This is a genomic window from Candidatus Methanoperedens sp., assembly GCA_027460535.1.
In the GTDB taxonomy this organism is placed as follows: Archaea; Halobacteriota; Methanosarcinia; order Methanosarcinales; family Methanoperedenaceae; genus Methanoperedens.
Window position 1 is genome coordinate 85,718 of the sequence record JAPZAR010000010.1, and the last position, 19,403, is coordinate 105,120.

General features: G+C 44.9%; 25 protein-coding genes and 1 tRNA gene. 9 read left to right on the plus strand and 17 right to left on the minus strand.

The window, feature by feature from the left end; all coding sequences use genetic code 11:
• Positions 1 to 3: 3 nt before the first annotated feature.
• Positions 4 to 363, plus strand: a complete 360-nt coding sequence (locus O8C65_03765) for a hypothetical protein (protein ID MCZ7356026.1) — start codon at positions 4 to 6, stop codon at positions 361 to 363.
• On the opposite strand, the gene O8C65_03770 is transcribed toward O8C65_03765, so the two are convergent.
• From O8C65_03770 to O8C65_03815, 10 genes are all read right to left on the minus strand, one after another.
• Positions 364 to 753, minus strand: a complete 390-nt coding sequence (locus O8C65_03770; protein MCZ7356027.1) for a DUF473 domain-containing protein — start codon at positions 751 to 753, stop codon at positions 364 to 366.
• A 4-nt stretch (positions 754 to 757) separates the two neighbouring features.
• Positions 758 to 1,504, minus strand: coding sequence for a proteasome assembly chaperone family protein (locus O8C65_03775; protein MCZ7356028.1), 747 nt, complete (start codon positions 1,502 to 1,504; stop codon positions 758 to 760).
• Between the two features lie 77 nt (positions 1,505 to 1,581).
• A complete protein-coding gene (locus O8C65_03780; GenBank protein ID MCZ7356029.1) occupies positions 1,582 to 2,376 on the minus strand; it encodes an MEMO1 family protein in 795 nt (264 codons plus the stop codon).
• Between the two features lie 6 nt (positions 2,377 to 2,382).
• Positions 2,383 to 3,009, minus strand: coding sequence for a 30S ribosomal protein S2 (gene rpsB / locus O8C65_03785; protein ID MCZ7356030.1), 627 nt, complete (start codon positions 3,007 to 3,009; stop codon positions 2,383 to 2,385).
• Positions 3,010 to 3,020: 11 nt separating this feature from the next.
• The gene (locus tag O8C65_03790; protein ID MCZ7356031.1) at positions 3,021 to 3,227 is read right to left on the minus strand and encodes a DNA-directed RNA polymerase subunit K; all 207 of its coding nucleotides are present in this window, start codon (positions 3,225 to 3,227) and stop codon (positions 3,021 to 3,023) included.
• 122 nt (positions 3,228 to 3,349) lie between these two features.
• Positions 3,350 to 3,424, minus strand: a tRNA-Pro gene (locus O8C65_03795).
• Between the two features lie 3 nt (positions 3,425 to 3,427).
• Positions 3,428 to 3,613 carry a DNA-directed RNA polymerase subunit N gene (locus tag O8C65_03800; protein MCZ7356032.1) on the minus strand — a complete coding sequence of 62 codons (186 nt, stop codon included), beginning with the start codon at positions 3,611 to 3,613 and terminating at the stop codon, positions 3,428 to 3,430.
• Positions 3,614 to 3,616: 3 nt separating this feature from the next.
• Positions 3,617 to 4,015: a 30S ribosomal protein S9 gene (locus tag O8C65_03805; protein ID MCZ7356033.1), complete on the minus strand. Its 399-nt coding sequence runs from the start codon at positions 4,013 to 4,015 to the stop codon at positions 3,617 to 3,619.
• 9 nt (positions 4,016 to 4,024) lie between these two features.
• Positions 4,025 to 4,444 (minus strand): 50S ribosomal protein L13, encoded by a 420-nt coding sequence (locus tag O8C65_03810; GenBank protein MCZ7356034.1) that lies wholly within the window; start codon positions 4,442 to 4,444, stop codon positions 4,025 to 4,027.
• A 4-nt stretch (positions 4,445 to 4,448) separates the two neighbouring features.
• Positions 4,449 to 4,811 (minus strand): 50S ribosomal protein L18e, encoded by a 363-nt coding sequence (locus tag O8C65_03815; GenBank protein MCZ7356035.1) that lies wholly within the window; start codon positions 4,809 to 4,811, stop codon positions 4,449 to 4,451.
• A 282-nt stretch (positions 4,812 to 5,093) separates the two neighbouring features.
• Here O8C65_03815 and O8C65_03820 point away from each other — a divergent pair, with 282 nt between their 5' ends.
• Positions 5,094 to 6,038 carry a hypothetical protein gene (locus O8C65_03820; protein ID MCZ7356036.1) on the plus strand — a complete coding sequence of 315 codons (945 nt, stop codon included), beginning with the start codon at positions 5,094 to 5,096 and terminating at the stop codon, positions 6,036 to 6,038.
• Complete coding sequence (locus O8C65_03825) at positions 6,035 to 6,856, plus strand: hypothetical protein (protein MCZ7356037.1); 822 nt, start codon at positions 6,035 to 6,037, stop codon at positions 6,854 to 6,856. The genes O8C65_03820 and O8C65_03825 overlap by 4 nt, the downstream gene beginning before the upstream one ends.
• On the opposite strand, the gene O8C65_03830 is transcribed toward O8C65_03825, so the two are convergent.
• Entirely contained in the window at positions 6,843 to 7,328 is a 486-nt protein-coding gene (locus O8C65_03830) for a hypothetical protein (GenBank protein MCZ7356038.1), read from the minus strand. The genes O8C65_03825 and O8C65_03830 overlap by 14 nt on opposite strands.
• 54 nt (positions 7,329 to 7,382) lie before the next feature.
• On the opposite strand from O8C65_03830, the gene O8C65_03835 reads away from it, so the two are divergent.
• Both O8C65_03835 and O8C65_03840 read left to right on the plus strand, forming a co-directional pair.
• Positions 7,383 to 7,805 carry a glycine cleavage system protein H gene (locus O8C65_03835; GenBank protein MCZ7356039.1) on the plus strand — a complete coding sequence of 141 codons (423 nt, stop codon included), beginning with the start codon at positions 7,383 to 7,385 and terminating at the stop codon, positions 7,803 to 7,805.
• Between the two features lies 1 nt (position 7,806).
• Positions 7,807 to 8,850 (plus strand): M42 family metallopeptidase, encoded by a 1,044-nt coding sequence (locus O8C65_03840; protein ID MCZ7356040.1) that lies wholly within the window; start codon positions 7,807 to 7,809, stop codon positions 8,848 to 8,850.
• Positions 8,851 to 9,061: 211 nt separating this feature from the next.
• Here O8C65_03840 and O8C65_03845 read toward each other — a convergent pair whose 3' ends face one another.
• Together O8C65_03845 and O8C65_03850 are read right to left on the minus strand one after the other, a co-directional pair.
• Entirely contained in the window at positions 9,062 to 10,306 is a 1,245-nt protein-coding gene (locus tag O8C65_03845; GenBank protein ID MCZ7356041.1) for a DUF2254 domain-containing protein, read from the minus strand.
• 144 nt (positions 10,307 to 10,450) lie between these two features.
• On the minus strand, positions 10,451 to 11,158 hold the full coding sequence (locus O8C65_03850) for a hypothetical protein (GenBank protein ID MCZ7356042.1): 708 nt from the start codon (positions 11,156 to 11,158) through the stop codon (positions 10,451 to 10,453).
• Between the two features lie 232 nt (positions 11,159 to 11,390).
• Here O8C65_03850 and O8C65_03855 point away from each other — a divergent pair, with 232 nt between their 5' ends.
• Entirely contained in the window at positions 11,391 to 11,819 is a 429-nt protein-coding gene (locus O8C65_03855; protein MCZ7356043.1) for a glycine cleavage system protein H, read from the plus strand.
• Here O8C65_03855 and O8C65_03860 read toward each other — a convergent pair whose 3' ends face one another.
• Complete coding sequence (locus O8C65_03860) at positions 11,820 to 12,209, minus strand: Mov34/MPN/PAD-1 family protein (protein MCZ7356044.1); 390 nt, start codon at positions 12,207 to 12,209, stop codon at positions 11,820 to 11,822.
• A 157-nt stretch (positions 12,210 to 12,366) separates the two neighbouring features.
• On the opposite strand from O8C65_03860, the gene O8C65_03865 reads away from it, so the two are divergent.
• Both O8C65_03865 and O8C65_03870 read left to right on the plus strand, forming a co-directional pair.
• On the plus strand, positions 12,367 to 12,546 hold the full coding sequence (locus O8C65_03865; protein ID MCZ7356045.1) for a hypothetical protein: 180 nt from the start codon (positions 12,367 to 12,369) through the stop codon (positions 12,544 to 12,546).
• Between the two features lie 59 nt (positions 12,547 to 12,605).
• Positions 12,606 to 14,675 carry a helix-hairpin-helix domain-containing protein gene (locus O8C65_03870; protein ID MCZ7356046.1) on the plus strand — a complete coding sequence of 690 codons (2,070 nt, stop codon included), beginning with the start codon at positions 12,606 to 12,608 and terminating at the stop codon, positions 14,673 to 14,675.
• A gap of 5 nt (positions 14,676 to 14,680) precedes the next feature.
• On the opposite strand, the gene O8C65_03875 is transcribed toward O8C65_03870, so the two are convergent.
• Genes O8C65_03875 through O8C65_03885 form a run of 3 tightly spaced genes read right to left on the minus strand, consistent with a single transcriptional unit; the run spans position 14,681 to position 17,744 of the window.
• Positions 14,681 to 16,003, minus strand: coding sequence for an ATP-binding cassette domain-containing protein (locus tag O8C65_03875; protein MCZ7356047.1), 1,323 nt, complete (start codon positions 16,001 to 16,003; stop codon positions 14,681 to 14,683).
• Positions 16,000 to 16,830, minus strand: a complete 831-nt coding sequence (gene cbiQ, locus O8C65_03880; protein MCZ7356048.1) for a cobalt ECF transporter T component CbiQ — start codon at positions 16,828 to 16,830, stop codon at positions 16,000 to 16,002. Before cbiQ ends, O8C65_03875 begins: the two co-directional genes overlap by 4 nt.
• Positions 16,830 to 17,744 carry an energy-coupling factor ABC transporter permease gene (locus tag O8C65_03885; GenBank protein ID MCZ7356049.1) on the minus strand — a complete coding sequence of 305 codons (915 nt, stop codon included), beginning with the start codon at positions 17,742 to 17,744 and terminating at the stop codon, positions 16,830 to 16,832. The genes cbiQ and O8C65_03885 overlap by 1 nt, the downstream gene beginning before the upstream one ends.
• Positions 17,745 to 17,853: 109 nt before the next feature.
• Between O8C65_03885 and O8C65_03890 the strand changes: the two genes are divergently transcribed.
• Entirely contained in the window at positions 17,854 to 19,356 is a 1,503-nt protein-coding gene (locus tag O8C65_03890) for a radical SAM protein (GenBank protein MCZ7356050.1), read from the plus strand.
• Positions 19,357 to 19,403 lie beyond the last annotated feature (47 nt).

Here is a 19,403-nt window from a genome sequence, read left to right on the forward strand (position 1 = left end):
TTGATGATGCCGGAAAAAATCGACCCTGAGATCGTAAGGCTTTTCCCCTCTGAAAAAAGCGGTGCAGTCGAGCGAGGATTGTGGAGGATCCCGCTCTATTTTGACAAAAGCTTCGGGAGGAACCGCGGATGCATCCGCTTGCGCCGATACATAGTCCACATGGCAGAGACGGGCGAGATAAAAGAAGCGATGATGGATAAGACCAATGAGATTTACGAGGAATTCCTGAAACTATTTAAAAAATACCCTGCCGATAAGGAAACAAACGAGCGACGCAAGGAACAGCTGGATAAATATATGATGGAATTCGTGGATGAGGTAACAGAACTGATAGCCGAGGGAGATTCAACCCGTGTTCATTGATTATCTCCCTTCGAAGAACAGAACCTCATCGGCATCTACCACCGTGGCTTCACCCAGCTCACAGCATTCGGAGCGGCGCACCCTTGCAGTTCCTTTCATCTCCAGCTGGAGGCGCGCCATCTGCACCTCGGCCTCCTCATAGAACTCCTCGGTTTTCTGGATCATCCTGTGCATTGAAACCTGTTTTTCGCGTATCTTTGCGATCACGCCGGCCGTTCCCGGCCTCACGTCCTCCTGGCTTGTCGATGTCAGGAAGATCACATCCCCTGCCTCCGTCTCGATCGCGGAAAGAAAATTATGGGGACTCCTGATCTCGATAGTTTTTACCTTATTATGTTCAAGCTCCCTTAAGACATAGGGGGATATTCCGCTCAGAACGATATATTTCATGGCATCACCCGTACATAGGGAACTCTTTCTTGGGGAGCGAAGGCGTTTCAGAGGTCTTGACCTGTTCAGCGAGTTTGGAAAGTTCAAGCTCTATTTGTTCTGCCTGGCTCAACAACTTTTCAGTATCGATAGATAAATCGAAAATTTTGTTAATAACTTTCAGGACCTCCACCGCCGCCCTTGGATCCGGGTTTGGTCCCGGGGTCTCTCCCAGCAGGCTCACGGCAGGAAGGTTTCGCAGGAAACATTCCGTCATTATGCTGCCAGAAATGCCTGAAATGGTGCCCACCTGGAATATTTCGGTCTTGTCCTTGATCTTTTCAAGCATCTCGGCGCTTGTTGCCCCGCCGAAAACCCGTCTCTCACCTGTCGTGGTGGCTATCCCGGCAATCGAAAGAATGCTTCTTGCCTTAATTGATTGCATCCAGTCGATAAGCGCTTTACTGATGTCATATGAAGCTGTGGGGTGTATGGGAATATCGGAGATCAGGACAACGATATTATTTTTTGCTGACTCGTATATCCGCACAGGCAGTGTGATGATCCCATTAAAAAGCACTGCAAGAGGCGGGAAGTACCTGGAATCGACAGAGCCAACGTATTTCATCTCAAGCTCTTCGATAATGTGCTGGCAGGTTATGTTCCCCACGAGACCGATTCCCGGAAAACCTGCAATGACCAATGGATTCTTTGATTTCAGAGGCTCATTTATGATTTTAACGAATTGCTGTTCTGCCGGGTCCAATGCCATTATTCCACCTGGTTACTAATTAGGGTTGGGATTAATAAAAGCATCGATGTGAACTTGACTTTTATAATTATTCTCCTTTATTCCACGATTATTCCCGCATATCCTACGACAGCGGATGCATCCCCTGTTGTATCGCCGCTGGTACTGTATTTTAGCAACGTGGCTTTCTTCGCCCCCAGGTTCTTTGTAGCAGCAAGCATTGCTGCGATCGGACCATATCCGCAAACAGTGGCATTGCGTTCGAACAGTCTTCCGTAAAAACCCGGTATGTCCAGGTTCAGAATGGATTCGATAAAATATCTGTCGTTTTCCCGGGCTATTTTATCGGGTCTATAGTGCGTGAAGTCGCTTGACGCAATTATCACGACTTTCCCGGCGACGTTGCGTATCGCTTCAGCAAGTTCCATGCCTACATCAAGCGCAGTCTCCTCATCCTGCATTCCCATGCAGATGGGGACTATCTTGAAATCGGAGAACCGGTATTGAAGGAAAGGTAGCTGTACTTCGATCGAATGCTCATGCCTGTGAGCAGTCTCATCGATGTCTATTATCTTTTTAGGAAGGGCCTTGATGAAATCTGCATCGGATTTTACTTCACCCAGGGGAGTGCTCCAGGTTTCACCCGAAACCGCTACAGGTGAGCCGTATCCTGTATGGTTTGGCCCCAGAAGGACAAAAGTATCGGCTTTCGGAAGCGCAGAATACACGTAGGCAGCCGTATTTCCCGAGTATATGTAACCCGCATGGGGTACAACTGCCCCGAGAACCGCTCTTTCAAGAGATGGTAATCCGGCAAAGCATCTGCTGAGGTTCCCATTCAAGTCGTTTTTACTGCCCGGATAGAACTGCCCGGAAACAGCCGGATTTCTCATACTTTTTTATAATTCAGCCTCGAAATCTGCCACCGTGTAATTCATCGTATCTCCTCTCTCTTCCAGCGTCTTTTTTGCAAGCAGCCAGTAGATCAGGGCCAGGGCTTTCCTTCCTTTATTGTTGGTCGGTATGACAAGTTCCACGTTGGATGTGGAGTTATTGGTGTCGCAAAGGGCTATGACCGGTATACCCACATTGACCGCTTCATTGACAGCCTGCATATCCCCGCTCGGGTCTGTGACTATGAGAATATCTGGCTCTATGTATATATGTAGTTTCGGGTTTGTCAAACTTCCAGGAATAAACCTTCCTGTGATGACTTTTGTGCCAACCGCCTTCGCGAACATTTCCGACGGATAGTGGCCATATTGCCTGGCCGACACGATCAGTATTCTTTGCGGGTCGTATTTTGCAAGCATTTTTGCAGCAAGCCTTATTCTCTGGTCTGTTGCCTGTATATCAAGCACATATAAACCATCCGTCCTCACGCGATACACAAAACGCATCATTTCTTTTGTCTTCTGCTGCGTGCCGATATGAATTCCTGCGGTGAGATACTCATCCTGGGGAATTATTGACTCATAACCCGTATCCTGTTTAACATCCTGTTTAAAATCGATAACGTCTTCCATTCTTTCCACCTTTAATCTGATGATTTCTGTTTCTTCTCTTCTTTCATTGTTCTTTTAACCGTAATCGGGATCACTCCCTTCTCCAGTTCCAGCATAGCAATATCTATAGGCTCTTTCCTGTCCACATCTATCAATACAGGAGCGCCCATGGAGATCTGAAGCGCCCGAGCGCCTATAATCCTGGCAAGCTCATAGCGTGTATACTTAACCTTAATCACCTAATCACCTCAAAACAAATCTGCTAAAGTTCAGTAAATGCAAGTTTATACTCATCCAATTTTTTTCTCAGAGTCCCTCTGAGAGTGGTTCATTGTTCTCTTCCATGCCATGTCCTGAGAAATGGGGTTGCTGAGATTTGAACTCAGGTCACGGCGTCCCGAACGCCATAGGATGGACCAGGCTACCCTACAACCCCTCCTCACTGGTACGGTGCAAGCAGGTCCACCAGCTCAACGTGAGTCAGCAGCATCCGCCTGCAGCAGTAGCGTTCGATTCCAAGGTCATCGAGTACTTTGCCTGGTTCTTCGGTCTGGATTCGCTTCTTGTACTCATCCCATACGCTTGATATGACTTTCCCGCATGTAAAGCATCGTACCGGTATCATGTCTCACCTGTATGATTTCTGTCTTCTCTTTCTGGCACCTCGACCGCCGAATTTCTTGGGCAGTTTATAGCGTGTATCGTTCACGAGCAAACTTCTATCATACTGAGCCAATGCATCTCTGAGCGCCGTATCATTGGTCCAGTCTACAAGACCTCTTGCGATGGCCGTGCGCACAGCGCCAGCCTGCCCGAAGATTCCGCCTCCGTGTACATTGACATCGATATCCACAGTCGGCATAACGCTCCCTGCAAATTCAAGAGGCTCTGACATCTTCAGCCTGACAAGTTCAGGCTCCACGATCTCAAGCGGCTTATTATTGATTCTTATCCGCCCTTTGCCTTCCCGCAGGGTTGCACGGGCTATTGCGGTTTTCCTTTTTCCTGATGAGTTGACGATTTTCATGTATAGCTCCTAAAATTTTGACCCTAATCTTCTGCTCAGGTCGCCAAGTACAGTGTAATTACTTGTGCTGAGGCGTGTTATGCTTGCATTTTCTATAGTGGTCGCCTGTTCTTTGGCGAGTTCTGGAGGTACTCCGATATAAACCCTCAGCCGGTTATATGCATCCCTTCCGGTCATTTTCGTGTGGGGGATCATCCCGCGTATTGTTCTTGCCACTATCTGTTCAGGTCTTCGCGGGAAACGCGGCCCGAATTCACGTGATCCGCGTGCGGCGTATTTTTTGTACCGCTCGAATGTAGTGTCCTTAATGCCTGAAATTATCGCTTTCTCCGCATTGATGATATTGATCTCTTCGCCGTTTAGCAATCGCTTGGCAACATTACTTGCCATTCTTCCCAGAATAAGATTTTTTGCGTCAATTACTACCATATTTTCACCCCATTATCTTTACTCTGGAACCTTCCGGGTTCTTTGCCATAAGCTCTTCGATGGTAAGACAGGACCCGCCTGCAGCCGTTATCTTGTTCCTTGCGCCCCCGCTGAAACCCAACGCTGCAACTGTTATCTGGTGATCCAGTTCTCCCGCTCCCAGGACTTTTCCGGGGACAAGTATGAGATCCTTTTCTTTCGTATACCTGTTGATCCTGCTGAGGTTGACTGCTCTCTGATTGCGTGTCGGGCCTTCAAGCCGCACAGCAATGTCGCGCCAGAGAGGTACTTCATTATCCCTGGACTGCTTTTTCAGGCCTGATATCAGGCCTAATAGTTGTATGTTCGTCTTGTAATTATTTTTCATTCTTTTCCTCCGTAAGACCTTTCCGGGTCCGACTCACGCAAACCGATATTTCGGTATTGGGGATATGCTAACATACCCTTGTTCAATTGAACCTTTTTTAGAGGTTTTGATGCGTTCGGATCGTTTCGATCCATACGCCACAGGCGGATGCCTGCTACGGTTTGTTTAGAATCATAAAAAGATGATTCAACCGCCTCCAGATAACTTTCATATTACATAAATGTAACGTACATAGAACAGGGTAAGGTAACTTCTTTATACATCAAGCTCACTTTAAAAATTATGCCTTTAAAACATGCCGGAAGCATGATCCGTGCGCTTGAGACTGACCCGGGCACAAAAGCATCCATGTTCAAATCCTTCGCGCGAAGGCTGGAACTCTTCGGAAATGATATTTATTTCTTCAACGAACCTTTCACCCCGGTCTCGCTGACCGGCACCCATTGCTCTCTTACATGCAGGCATTGCAACTCGTATTACCTGCGCCACATGCTGGATGGCTCAAATGGAAAATTGCAATTTCAGGGATCTCTGCTGGCAGGTAAGGGCGCAAAAGGGATCCTTTTAAGCGGAGGGAGTGAAGCGGATGGAAGTGTCCCAGCATACCTGTTCGCTGATACCGTCCGGAAACTCAAAAAGAGCACAAAACTCAAGATCAGCGCGCATACCGGCATCGTGAACCGTGAGCAAGCAGGGGCGCTTTCCGGATTCCTCGACATGGCTCTCGTGGACGTTCTGGGCGACGACGAGACCATTCACGATATCCTTGGCCTCGATGCCAATGTTATGGATTACGAGAGAACCCTAAAAGAGCTTTCTTCTGCCGGTATCCCCCTTGCCCCTCACATCATTGTGGGCCTGCATAACGGCCAGCTGAAAGGGGAGTTCAAAGCCCTTGAAATGGCGAAAGAATTCGATCCTGAGGTGGTAGTGATCGTGATATTTATTCCCACAAAAGGAACAGACATGGAGGGAACTGCGCCTCCGGCACTTGAGGACGTGGTCAAAGTGATCGCGAAGGCGCGGGAGATGTTCGATATCCCGCTTTCATTGAGCTGCGTGCGCCCCGGAGGCAGGTACCGCTCCGCACTTGACAAGTACGCCATCCTGAGCGGGATTGACAGGATAGCAGTGCCTTCGAGGAGCGCCTTCACAATAAGCAAGGAACTTGGATTGAATATCGTTGAAATCCCGAAAATGTGCTGTTCCTATAGCGTTTTACGATGAAAAAGATAGCGAGCCGCGAGGATATAGATATTTTTGCACCCCATAATTCAAGGTTTTCCTTCCTGAAAAGCCCGTACGCAGCCCATAAGACATTCAGTGCCGTGGATATTTATTACGGTGATTTCGGCAGCGAAGCCCTTTCCCCAGTTGATGGCAAAATTATTGACATCCGCAGTTTCGATACGCCCACGCCTTTTAAGAACCGGGATTCCAAAGAATATGTCATGGCCCTGGAACAGGGAGGACATGTAATTAAAATACTTCATATAAAACCCGACGTATCGATTGGAATGGAGATCTCAAAGGGAGATAAAATAGGGACATTCGTACGCAACGGTTACTTCATTTTCTGGAACGACCCCGTGATGCATGTCGAGGTCCGCAAGTCCGGGGATTATCTGCGCGCTTCGAACGATTTGCCGCTTACTCCGTATATCGAATGGGAAGATCTTCCTTCATCAAAATCACTCGAACTCGTATGCCGGGTTGAAAAAATTCTTGATAACTACTCACTCCTTTGCGCACCTTACGATACATGCGGCAATGTCATGGGATTTGCCATGTGTGGAGGATTCATTGACGGCTATATTTCCTCAGATCACGATGAAGGATTTTTTGGCATCGTCAATCCACAGGGATTTCTTAATCCTCAGGTGTCAGAGCTTGAGATCACAAGTGGTGGAAAGGAAATTAAATGCAGCGGCATCTCTTTCTGCCTCTCTTTGACCCAACCGCGGATCAAGGTGATACCGAAGAAATACGGTGATAAACCTTTTTCGCCGGATGAAGAGGTTCGCATCAGGATCAAAGTTTTGTAATGATCGGTTTCTTCCGAAGCCTCGTCCTCAACACATCCGCAGCGCTGCTCAGATCGGTATCATAGAGGTCTTTTATCTTCGAATTGTACAGGAACGTATATATTTTTTTCAGCTTTGCCTCGTTCCTGTCCTTCAATACCGTATTCTCAGGCGCTAAAATGGCATCAAAATCATGGTTTGCCAGTATGAATTCCCTCAAATGGTCCGCTGTCTTCATTTCAGGTAAAATCCGCAGCATCCAGATTATGGGCGGACCCCTGGTCTTTCGTTGCTTCGGGCCGTCGTGGATGTACAGCCCGAACCGCAGGTCTTTTTTTTCAAGGATAGCTGTCAGGGTCATAGCCCCTGCCCCGCTGCATACCTCCACCTTCTCGCTCAGGACGGCGTAACCCATTTCCGCCAATTCTTCTTTTGCGAACTGCAGAAGCGAGAGTTCGTATTCCTGCTCGGGAACGTCCCAGTAATCGCTCATGACATCCAGCAGGTATCGATGGATATTTATACCTATCTTCAAATCTAACGCACCATGAAGGCCTACGAATTCGAATTCCCGGAAGACAGGTATTACCTGAAAAACCATGTGTGGCTAAAGCCTGTGAACGGGGAGATCCAGATAGGCATTACAGAACTCGGGCAGTCCCTCTCCAAAGGGATAGTGCATATCGACCTTCCTGAAGTGGGTGAATCAATAAAAAAGGATGATATGCTTCTTGCTTATGAGACCATAAAAGCCGTATCGCAGATCTCCGTGCCTTTTGATGCCGAAGTCACGGAAGTGAACGAGAAGCTCTGGGATGACCCGAATATCATTAACGCCGATCCGTACAATGAATGGCTCGTGAAAATAAAAGCCAGGTTCAGCGAGCGCTCACTTATGAACGTGAAAGATGCCGTGGAATTCTATACGAAATTGATAGCCAGAGAGCGGGAACGATACGCGGGTACCTGAAATGCGCAAAGACCTTCTGGAACGATTATCAAATGCCCATGGCGTTTCAGGTTATGAGGGAAATGTAAGGAAGATCATAGAAAATGAGGTCAGACCTTACGCAGATGAGATCAGGATAGACAGAATGGGGAATCTCATAGCCACGAAATCCGGAGGGAACCCTGTGGTGATGCTGGCTGCTCACATGGACGAGATAGGCCTGATGGTAAAATACATCGATGAGAAAGGTTTCGCGTTCTTCGCAAAAACAGGGGGCTGGTTTGACCAGACGCTCCTCAACAAGAGAATGGTTTTGCACACAGAAAACGGTCCTGTTTACGGGGTAATCGGCGGAAAGCCCCCTCATGCTATGAAAGAGGAGGAAAAGAAGAAGCCGGTGAAGGTTGAGGATATGTTCATCGATGTGGGAGCAAGGGACAGGGATGATGCGGAAAAGCTCGGTGTGAAAATAGGGACACCTGTAATGCCTGATATGGAATTCAGGACGCTTGGGAATGGCATGGTCACGGGCAAGGCTCTGGATAACCGCGGGGGCTGTGCTGCGCTGATAGAAGCCATGCGGCGGATGGGGGAAGTGAAGGCCACGGTCCATGCTGTTTTCACAGTACAGGAAGAGGTGGGGCTGAAAGGCGCGCGGACATCAGCTTTCGGGCTGAACCCTGATGTTGCACTGGCGGTGGATGTGACATTTGCCGGCGACCATCCCGGTATAGAGAAGAAAGATTCCACACTTGAAATAGGAAAAGGCCCGGCAATAACGGTCAGTGATGCTTCAGGAGAGGGGATAATAGTACCTGAAGCTGTACTGAAATGGTTGAAGGGAACGGCGGAATCGAATAATATCCCATATCAGCTCAAGGTTGGAGCAGGTGGAACAACAGACGCCTCTATAATACACCTGTCGCGCGAAGGCATACCCACAGGCGTCATCAGCACGCCATCGAGGTACATCCATACACCTGTAACTGTAATGAATATGGACGATCTTGAAAACAGCACGCAGCTTATAACTCATGCAGTAGGAGCTGTGGGGAAATTTTTTTAGTGACATTTAAAAACAAATGTTAAAAATAACAGGTGAATGGATGGCAGTGACCGATACAATTGGTGTTGGTAGTTATCCTATTGTGGAATATATTACCTTAACACGGGATTAAGGTGAATTGTAGTTACATTTATACTTTTATACTTATTTGAACTCTCCATCAAACCAGTTATCCTAATATATATATTTCACAGAGGTTAATATCTCATCTCTAATTTGTCAAGTTTTTTCTCATATTCTCTATTGCTTTTTCAACAAGATCTACTACAAATTTATTGCCTTTATCACCTTTATTTTTCTCAATACTCAAAAGCTTACTTAACGGAGTTTCTAATGATTCTAAGACTGTTCTGAGTCCATTTTTCGCAGCACTTGCTTCGATATTATAGAATGATGCAGCTAATACTGGTAAACCAAGTAATTTATTTTTATCCACTATGTCTAGAATTTCTGTTAGTTCATTTATTGCTGATATTGTTGCATTTTCTCGCTTTTTGTTTGCAGTAGTAAAACCATTTTTGAACAGTACTTTGATTATTTCTATAATAATGTAATCATTTTCTTCCTTTTCAGCATGTTTTACAACGTTGTGCAAATGTTCAATAATATGCTCGATTATTTTCTTATCTTCATCACCCTTAAAATCATCTTTTTCAAAAATTTTATTAGTATGGTATCCAATCACATTCAATCCCTCTATTGCAGTCTCGGAATCATAATTCTTCAAAGAACTATGCACAATATCAATGACTGGCTGGATCGGATCTTTATCCTTGTTAACATAAGATTGAATATTGTAACCTTCAAACTTGTTGTTATTTAAGGCAAATAAAATATTCTCTTTGGTTATATCTTCTGATAAAATTCCCATTATCTTTGATGGTTTAAGCAAATCAAGAGTTTTCCGTAAGTAGGGGATTAAAGTGATGAATGCAATAGCACCAAAAGAATAAGATAAATAAATATATTTTTCAATGCTTTCTAAATTGCCCGTTTTAATCATTTCTAAAACAAACAAACCAAAAACAATAGACCATATATATATTATTATAAGTACCCAGAAGTCTGGATTCTTGAATTTGAATATATCTATAATTCTTGTTGAATACGATGATGCTGAATGTTGTACAGCAACTAATGTTAATGATATAACTATAGCAACTATTGAAGCTTCACATTGTACTAATGCACTGAGCATATAACGTGAGCTGTCATCATCAGTATGTACGAAAAAAGTTATTAAAATATATGTTAACACAAGAATAATTATCAAAAACATTATCAAATAATAACAGAGCTGTACAAACCAAATTTTATAATTAAAAGGTAAATATTCTTTAATTCGAAAAAACCATAATCTGCTTATACCTACCAAAAATCCAAAAAAATAGCCTAAAACAAATATTAATAAAATTGTTATTAAAATTTCTTGTAAATAATTTCTTTCAAATTTCATTCGAGGTAACAACAGTCGATATAATAATATAGATATCGAAAAGTGACATTAAATAAAAATCCCATCCTAGAAAAAATGCCAGTGAAGAAAAATTCAAAACCTCTGATTAGAAAAATTACACTTCTTTACAAAGAAGCTGTATTTCTATTCATAATAATACCTATAAGGTATAAACTCGTATTTTGTTTCATTTATAATATTTACTTTAAAAGTAGTTACAGTTACTAAAGGCTTTGTAACTTCTATAGTTTGATATCCAGAACCGGAAGATATAGAATAAATTATACTTTGGTTTCCTTTGTTAACTGTCGAATATTCTAATCTTATTGATGCAAGTAGTTGGTATTTACCATTTTTTGACAAATTGTATTTCTTATCTAGCTCGGAGTTGTCAAATTGTTCAACAATTTCTGTCCCAGGTAATAGATAGTCATCTACATTGTGCATTGATAAAGCCGAGAATGGTATTGGTATGAATACTGGATCATAAACAAATGGTCCAAGCCCAATACCTATTCGATCTATTTTGGCTGGCAATTTACCTATGTTTTTAGTACGAAACTTTAACGTTCCACTTGGAGAATCTGTACAAATTTCAAGATCATTACTACAAGGTTCAATAGAAATCCATGGTCGTGCATCAAGTTCATATAATGCATTATATTTTTGTGTTAAATTGGCTATTTGGTCATCAGATTTTGATAGCTCATAAGTATAATTTGCCAAATGTTGGGTATATTTGGCAACATCGGTTGTAGCTATATACAACCCATATGTAGCTACAACTAACATAAGGGTGGCTACGACTAACATAAAATTGGCTATGACTAACATCCAATCATTTAATTTCATGTTACCTCTTTCATCAGATTTCGTATTAAACATATCTAATTATTGTGAAATAATATTAAAGTTAACTTAATTTGATAGTAGTAGGATTTCTATGTTTGGATTGAGAGAACTGCATATAATTTTTGTAATATTCATTTTTTAGGCTCGCTTCAATTTACCAACACAAATTGAAAAGGATAACAACAAAAGTTATATACGACTATGTAATAACCAAAGGTCACGGAGAAAAATTATGGTAGAGATAGAGGGATATAATCTTCCTGATGAGTTGTATTACACCAAGGATCACACCTGGGCAAGAATCGAGGATAATGGCACGGTAACAGTAGGCATGGATGCATTTGGCGCAAAAGCCGCTGGCAACATCGAGTTTATAGACCTTCCCATGGAAGATGATGAATTCGAGGGCGGCGATGCGTTCGGCTCGCTGGAATCTGCCAAATGGGTTGGAGGCCTCCTTATGCCCGTAGGCGGGAAGGTCACCGGGGTCAATGAAACCATTGAAGATGACCTGGGACTCCTCTCAAAAGACCCTTATGGGGAAGGTTGGCTGATCAAGGTCAAGCCCTCCAATCTCAAAGAGGACACAAAGGCCCTCATTCACGGCAATGATGTGGGGCCGTGGCTCAAGAAAGAGATCGAAACCAGGAAGAAAAAATAACTACCAGTTCTCATTTTCTTCTTTGAACTTATAATCGACAACTTCGAGCTTTACCTGCTCCCCCTTATTATTATAGCACGTCCAGCTTGTCACATCATAAGGCGCCCCTGCGATGATATGAAACATACCTTTCTGGTCAAAGAGTTCCAGGTCTGCCTTTGAAGGTCTTCTGTTCCCCGAGGGGTGGCTGTGCACCGTCCCTATTGTGTGTATGTTTGGAAGCATGAATAATTGCATCACTGCACTTTCATCGCTTGACTCTGTTCCCGGGACGATGACCACGTCTGTAATGATGTCCCCGGTTGCAGAAAGCATGCCTGCGAACTCCCTGGGAGCGGAGGATTTGCTCACTTCCAGAATGAACAATAAAGTGTCTCTTGCGATTTTCATCCTGATCCCGTTATAATCCTTCTGAATGTAAAAATCTGTGCATTATGTTTTAAGCTACCGCAGGGATGCAATTACCAGCATGGTCAGAGCATGCAAGTTCCGACTCCGCTGCATGGCAGTTAATTATAAGTATCATTATTATCTTATATAATATCCTATGAATAAGACTAAACGCACTATCAGAGAGTTTTTTCCTTTTCTTGCATTCGCGATAGGTGCGCTGCTCAGAACCATCAGCTTATTATTTGAGCAAAATATTAATTCTGCATTCCTTGGCGCTATAACATTGATGTGCATGTCTGCGCTCATGATCCTGTTCTATTTTATTTCAAGATAGCAATACGAATATTTTTAAAATCAGAAGCCCTAAGGATACAGAAAGACTGACAGGGTTTCATGATAAAGAGCTTGAAGGATATACCACGGATCGGAGAAAAAACCGCACGCCGTTTTATTGAACATTTCGGCTCCGAAAAACTGGCGCTGGATGCCATAATTAATGGAGATGTGGCAAGTTTGTGCGAAATTGAGGGACTGACCGAAAAATCTGCCATATCCCTGGTCCTTGAAACATATGCGATAAGCGAAGGCGTGGGCGCCAGGGATTTTCTCAAGACAAAAGAGGCTTATGAAATATATGAGCGTCTCCTGGAATTGATTTCCGGATTTGCCCACACGGGATATGCGAAAACCAAATTACACCTGTATATCCCTTATCCTTCCTCCAAAAAAGACAGGATCAAAGGAATGCAGGAAGAGATATCAAAGGTCATCCAACTTACTGGGGGGGTGGATGAACAGGAAATCGCCGGATATCTTTCCCGTGTAAAACCCATAAGAACGGATTTCAATATACCGATGATCAGGGACAGGGTAATACTCGCGTCCACTCCTGAAGAATTCGAGGCCGCAAAGAGTTTTCCGGTCCCGGTCCATCATGTCGCTGATGCGAGGGAAGCAGCGGACGTAGCCGGCGGATATTCACATGCCATTCTGAGCACTGGTTTTGCGGGAATTGATTTCCCAGAACACATCGAGATCGATTTCATTGACATCAAAAGGGCGGAGATCTGGCAGGTTGCGCCCGAAAAGGAACTCGCGTTCTTTGCCAGGAATCTTGATTCAATAAGCTCTGGATGTTCTGTTGTCAGGATCATCAGGCAGCACCACCCGGATTTCTGTTCTGGAATAACGGATGGGGAAATAGAACGGCTTAACCTTGGCCTGTCAAAAATATCAAAAGATTCGGATTTGAAAAGCGGTGTGGACAATGAAGTGGACAGGCTCAGAGCGATATACAGCAGCCTGAACGAGACCATAACGAGCGTGGAGAAAAGAGCCAATCTCGAATTCGGTTCCCTCATTGAAAATAGCTCTGTCACTGTCAAGGGTTTCGATATACTGACCGCTATCGACGGAGGTGTCAACCGGCTTTTTGAGAAAGAGATAAGAGAAAAATATAACACAGTAGTAAGCAATGCCGCCCGAACATTATCGGCGGAGCTTAAGCTATCTGCGATGGAATCACAGTTCGTTAATAATTTTTTCCCTGAAGAACCTGCTCACCCGATCAAAGTAAACTCTCGCGGGGTGGAAGAGCTGAGAAACCACCTGCTTCGCACCATCAATTCCCGAAAACTGGCTATCTTAAGGGACAATGCGAAAGAGCTTTCAAAATTCAAAGAGACAGCGAACACAATAGTCCGTGCAGTTCTTGACTTTGATAGCGGTTACACAGTTGCTTGCTTTGCCCGGAGATTCGATCTGAATATACCCCAGATCCAGGACAAAAAAGGTATTGGTTTTATAGGAGGCACCAACCTTTTCCTTGATGCTCCTCTTCCCATCAACTACTCGTTGGGTTCCTCACGTTTCAATGAAGGGTTACACAGACTCAAGGACGCCCGGATAGTATTATTAAGCGGTGTGAATTCGGGAGGAAAGACCTCCACGATCGATCTTCTGGCGCAAATAGTGATACTCGCACATATGGGATTTCCAGTGCCTGCAAAAAAATGCAGCCTTGGTCTTGTGGATGAATTTTTCTATTTTGGAAAATCCAAAGGTACGATGGATGCAGGCGCTTTTGAGAGCACCATCAAAGATTTCGCCACAGTGGCTACTGGCAGGAGCAAGATCGTCCTGGCCGATGAGATCGAATCCATAACAGAGCCTGGGGCGTCCGCAAAGATCATATCAGGAATTCTTGAAGAGCTTGATGACAATAATGGAATGGGCGTATTTGTAAGCCATCTGGCAGAGTCGATACTCGAAAACACAACCTGTGAAATTCGTGTTGACGGCATCGAAGCAAAAGGTCTGGATGAGCACCTGAACCTTATTGTGGACAGGAATCCCAGGTATAATTACCTTGCCCGCAGCACTCCTGAACTGATCGTGGAACGGCTGGCGCGGAAAAATATGGACAACGAGTTCTATAGCAGGCTTTTAAAGAAGTTCAAATGATTTTCTCATAGCATTAAACAGGAGTGGTTGATTCCTTTCTCCTTCACTTTCTCGATAACTCTTTCCGCCATTCCCCCGGATGCGAAAATAACCACATCAAAACCCCTGAGCGCTGCAAGCATTCCAGACTGGATCACGTCAAATTCAAAATCGCACTTCATCTCCATCTTCTTAATCAATACTTTTGCAGATGTCCCCATCGCGCCGATCTTTTGATTCCTCCTGCTGTCAAGAATATCACGCACCTTATCGGCATCTGCAGCCCTCGTTCCTCCTTCCACAATCCCGGGAACCCTGATCACAGTAATACTTCCTGCCAGCTGCGTCAAATCGCCATGCACATCCTTCACCGCAATATCATCGCCCGCTTTGCCGTCGATTATCGCCGTTCCCCTTATTCCGTTTGAACCTTTGTCCGCGACAAGCATCCCATCTTTAATACGGAGGAAGATTTCATCACCTGCGAGAACATCGCATCCGGCTATCGCGCACCTGATGGTCAGGACCTTTGTATCCACGGATTCCATAAAATCGACAACTGAGAGAGGCATTTCTCCTCTGGAGATCCCTCGCGCGCGAAATTCCCGGAATGTCTGAACTATGACAGGATGTCTCAGCCCGGCCTCGGCTACCAGTCTTTCATCTGCAAAAATGTGTCTCGGCGCTCCTGACCTGAAAACTTTTCCCCTATTAAGTACATATACGCGATCAGACCATGATGCAGCGAGGTCAGAATCGTGTGTCGATATAATGATGGTTTTCCCTTCGTTGTTCAATTCATCCAGGAGCTCCATTGTATCCATAACTCCATGCATATCAAGTCCCGATGTTGGCTCGTCGAGCACAAGAATATCGGGCTCCATTGCAACCACCCCGGCAATGGCCACCCTCTTCTTCTGCCCCGCGCTCAAATTCGCGGGATTCTTCTTCGCGAGGTCTTCTATATCAAACCTGTGCAGCACCCATGAAACCCTGTTTTTTACCTCGCCAGGCCCTAGACGGAGATTTTTAGGGCCGAAAGCGATATCGTCAAACACGGTCGGTGCAAATAACTGGCTGTCCGGGTCCTGGAATACGAGACCCACGCGCTTCCTGATACTCTCGATGTTATTTTTGTTGATATTTTCCCCGAATACCTCTACTTCCCCGCGTGTGGGTTTGATCAAACCGTTAAAATGATGAAATAGCGTGGTTTTCCCGCTCCCGTTTGGACCGAGCACCGCAACTTTTTCACCGGGGCTGACTTCAAAATTCACTCCCGATAATGCAACAGTCCCATCCGAATAAGCATATTCAAGTTCAATGGTTTTTATCGCCGCCGTGATCATAAGAACCTGTCAAAAAATACCAGACAAATTATGCCTGAAGATAAGAGAATTCCAAAAATCGTATTTCTTCTGCTTAACGGCTGGATGTCGCAAGGGTATTGAAGCATCGGGCTCCATGCACGCGAGACCATGGCCCTGTAAACCTCTTCTCCTCTTGAAAATGCGCGCGTGATTAGCATTCCGATAATCGATGCTGTGTTGTGCATTCTATTTGTAAAGCCTGCGCATCCCGAGCATCTTGATTCCTGCGCTAATTTCAGGAGTCTTCCTTCTTCTGAAAAAGTCCTGACATAGCGCAACATAAAGCCGGATATCTCGATCATGGTCCCGGGAACCCTGAACCAGCGCATACTTTCTAGCAGTTCATTCTCCGAAGTTTTGCTTATCAAAAGTATGAGGATCGAAGTGGAGGCAATTACCTTTGTAAAAATAATGAAACCGTATTCCAGCCCTTCTGCGTAGAATGAAATGATTCCAATATCGATCACGTTCTTCCCGTAATTTAAACCCTGGACTGCAATAATAAATAGGGCCATTACGACTGGAAAAATGAGCTTTTTGCTGTAATCCCGAATTATCCCGAGTTTCAGGGCAATAGCAACGCACGATATTGATATTATGACTGGAAAGTACCAGTGTCTCATCAATGTGATCGCGATTATCAGGAGAAACGATACAAGGATATTGACTCTGGGATCTTTTCTGCTGCCCGATCCAGGAGCTAATATCTTATTTTTCCGAATGTATCTTCCTGCTATCATTGAAATAAAAAAAGCTATCGTAACTGCAAGCCCGTTTAAAGGGTCACGGGTGAGCCATTCCAGCATCAGGGCTTCCCCCTCAATTCTGTCCAGAAATATCCAGTGACCAGTCCTCCTGTTATTCCAACGAATACGAAACCAAGAGGTTCACCAAGGCGGGACATGAGCCTCACTCCGATTCCAGTTACGTACGCTGATGGTGCTGCAAGTGATTCTACACTGCCATCGGTCCCGCTCATATTTCCTCCTTTCAAATAGCCGAAATAAGCACCTGCAGCGATCACGGAAGCAATTATTATCATTAAAGCCAGAGCGGTTTTTGTGAACCTGTCAATCCGGGAGCCATCGCCGGAAAGGACTTCAGCCCTTGTCTCAAATACGTATTTTATTACATAGGCCGTGAAAGCGAATTCGGAAATCGAAAGCGGAAGTTGCGTGGGAATAAAACCCATGGAGTACAATTTCCAGAAGTGGAACACGTTATCAGGATTCAGGGAGAGGGCAAGCTCAAGGGCTGTGGTTACGTAGGTGAGAATGCTGCCCACAAGCCCTGCCATTCCTGCTGAGAACCATAATGGAGAGATATTTTTCAGTATTCGATAAACAAAGTAACCTCCAAAAGCCCCCACCACGCCCATTGAAAAAGTGTTCGCGCCTATGGTAGTAAGCCCCCCGTGACCTATGAATGCCTGAAAGAAGAGGGCGATGGCACTTATTACCACTGTGGCGAACGGGCCTATGATTATTGAGGCGAGAGGTGTTCCAACAGGATGGGATGATGAACCGGTCACAGGTACGGGAATGTGCCATACCGAGATGACGAAGACGACGGCACCTATCAGTGAGATTCGCGGTAGGTACGAAGGGTCAGCAGCGATGCGTTTGTTGATCATGCGCAATCCCAGCGCGATGAAAATCGCAGAGATAATGAACCAGAAAACAATCCACTGCGGCTCCAGGATCCCGTCTGAGATATGCATATTCACCACTAAATCAACTAAACTTGATTTCACTAAAGTTTACTTGATATAAATATGTGATGGTTGAAAAAACAAAAGTTTATCATAGTTCTGATTCCATGATTCGTCAATGCATGTAATTCTTGCTACTCCTCCTGAATACAGACGACTGACCACACCGGCACAGGTACTCGGTCCTCCTATCGGTCTCCTGTATATGGCCTCCTATGCCAGGCATTACGGATATTTAACCAGAGCAAAAGCCACACTTTCGGTCTTTGATGCTTTTACACGGCATATGGAAAGTGAGAGATTCGTAAAGGAATTGGTCGCAAAGAAACCTGATGTGCTTGGAGTCTCGGTAACCTCGCGGATGTTCCCTGTGACCATGAAAAGCCTGGAAAAAATACATGACGCCTTACCTGAAACAAAGATCGTTCTGGGGGGAATGCACCCGACCTTCATGGCTGAAAAAATAGTGAAGGCATTCCCTTTTGTGGACTGCGTTATTAAAGGCGAGGCGGAGCGTTCCTTCTCAGAACTTCTGGTCTCTTATTCGAATAACGATACTGACGTTTCGCGTATCAAAGGAATAACGGCTGTAAGGAACGGCAGGGTTATTGATAGTGACCCGGAAGTGATAATGAATATAGATGAAATCCCATTCCCGGCGCGGGATCTTGTAGAGGGTGTGAGCTATGGATATACCTGGAATGGTTTAGATCTTACGTTCGGTAAATTCACTTCAATCGTTACAGGGAGGGGATGTCCATTTGCGTGTAAATTCTGTACTAACTGGAAGTTCTCTGACAGGCAACTGAGAACCAGATCCATAGGAAACGTGGTAGATGAGCTTGAACTGCTGGAATCCCAGGGTTACAGGTCATGCGTAATACTGGATGACGTCTTTACAGCAGATAGGGATCGGGTCAAGGAGATGTGTGAGGAGATCAAGAGAAGAGATATCGATATTGTGCTTTACTGCGAAGGGAGGGTGGATTCGGCAGACCCTCAAATGTTCAGGAGCATGAAAGAAGCGGGTTTTTCATCCATATTGTTCGGTATCGAGAGCGGATCGCAAGAAATACTTGATTTTTATCAGAAGCACACCACCCCGGATCAGGCAAAAACAGCCGTGGCTAATGCAAAAGCAGCCGGTCTTACCGTGATCGGGGCTTTCATTATCGGAGCGCCGGTAGAAAATGCCGGGAAACTGGATGAAACACTTGCACATATATCCGAACTTGACCTCAATGCCATCGAGATCAATGCGCTGGGGTTGGCGCCCTGGGACCCGCTGTATATTGAGGCAGAACGCAACGGGAAAGTAGGAAGCAATGATTGGATGAGAGACCACCTCGTATCGGATTATTATGATAACCTGACGAAGGTGGAAATGGCAAAATGGGTGGAGAAAGCATATTACGCGTTCTTCAGGGCAGGTTTTTACTCCGATCTTGGAAAAATCAAGTGGTTCATTAACACCCGCGATGGCAGAAATGCGATAATAAAGAACCTCATGAACCCGTACTTATGGCGGCTTATTCTGGAGCGGGGGAAGGCTAGGCATAAGATAGAGGAGATAATGATGTCCGGGATTGAAGAAAAATTGTTTGGTTCAACGGAACGATAAAAGCATGAGAAAATGTGCATGGGAGGGAACATCTGAAATCCGAAGGG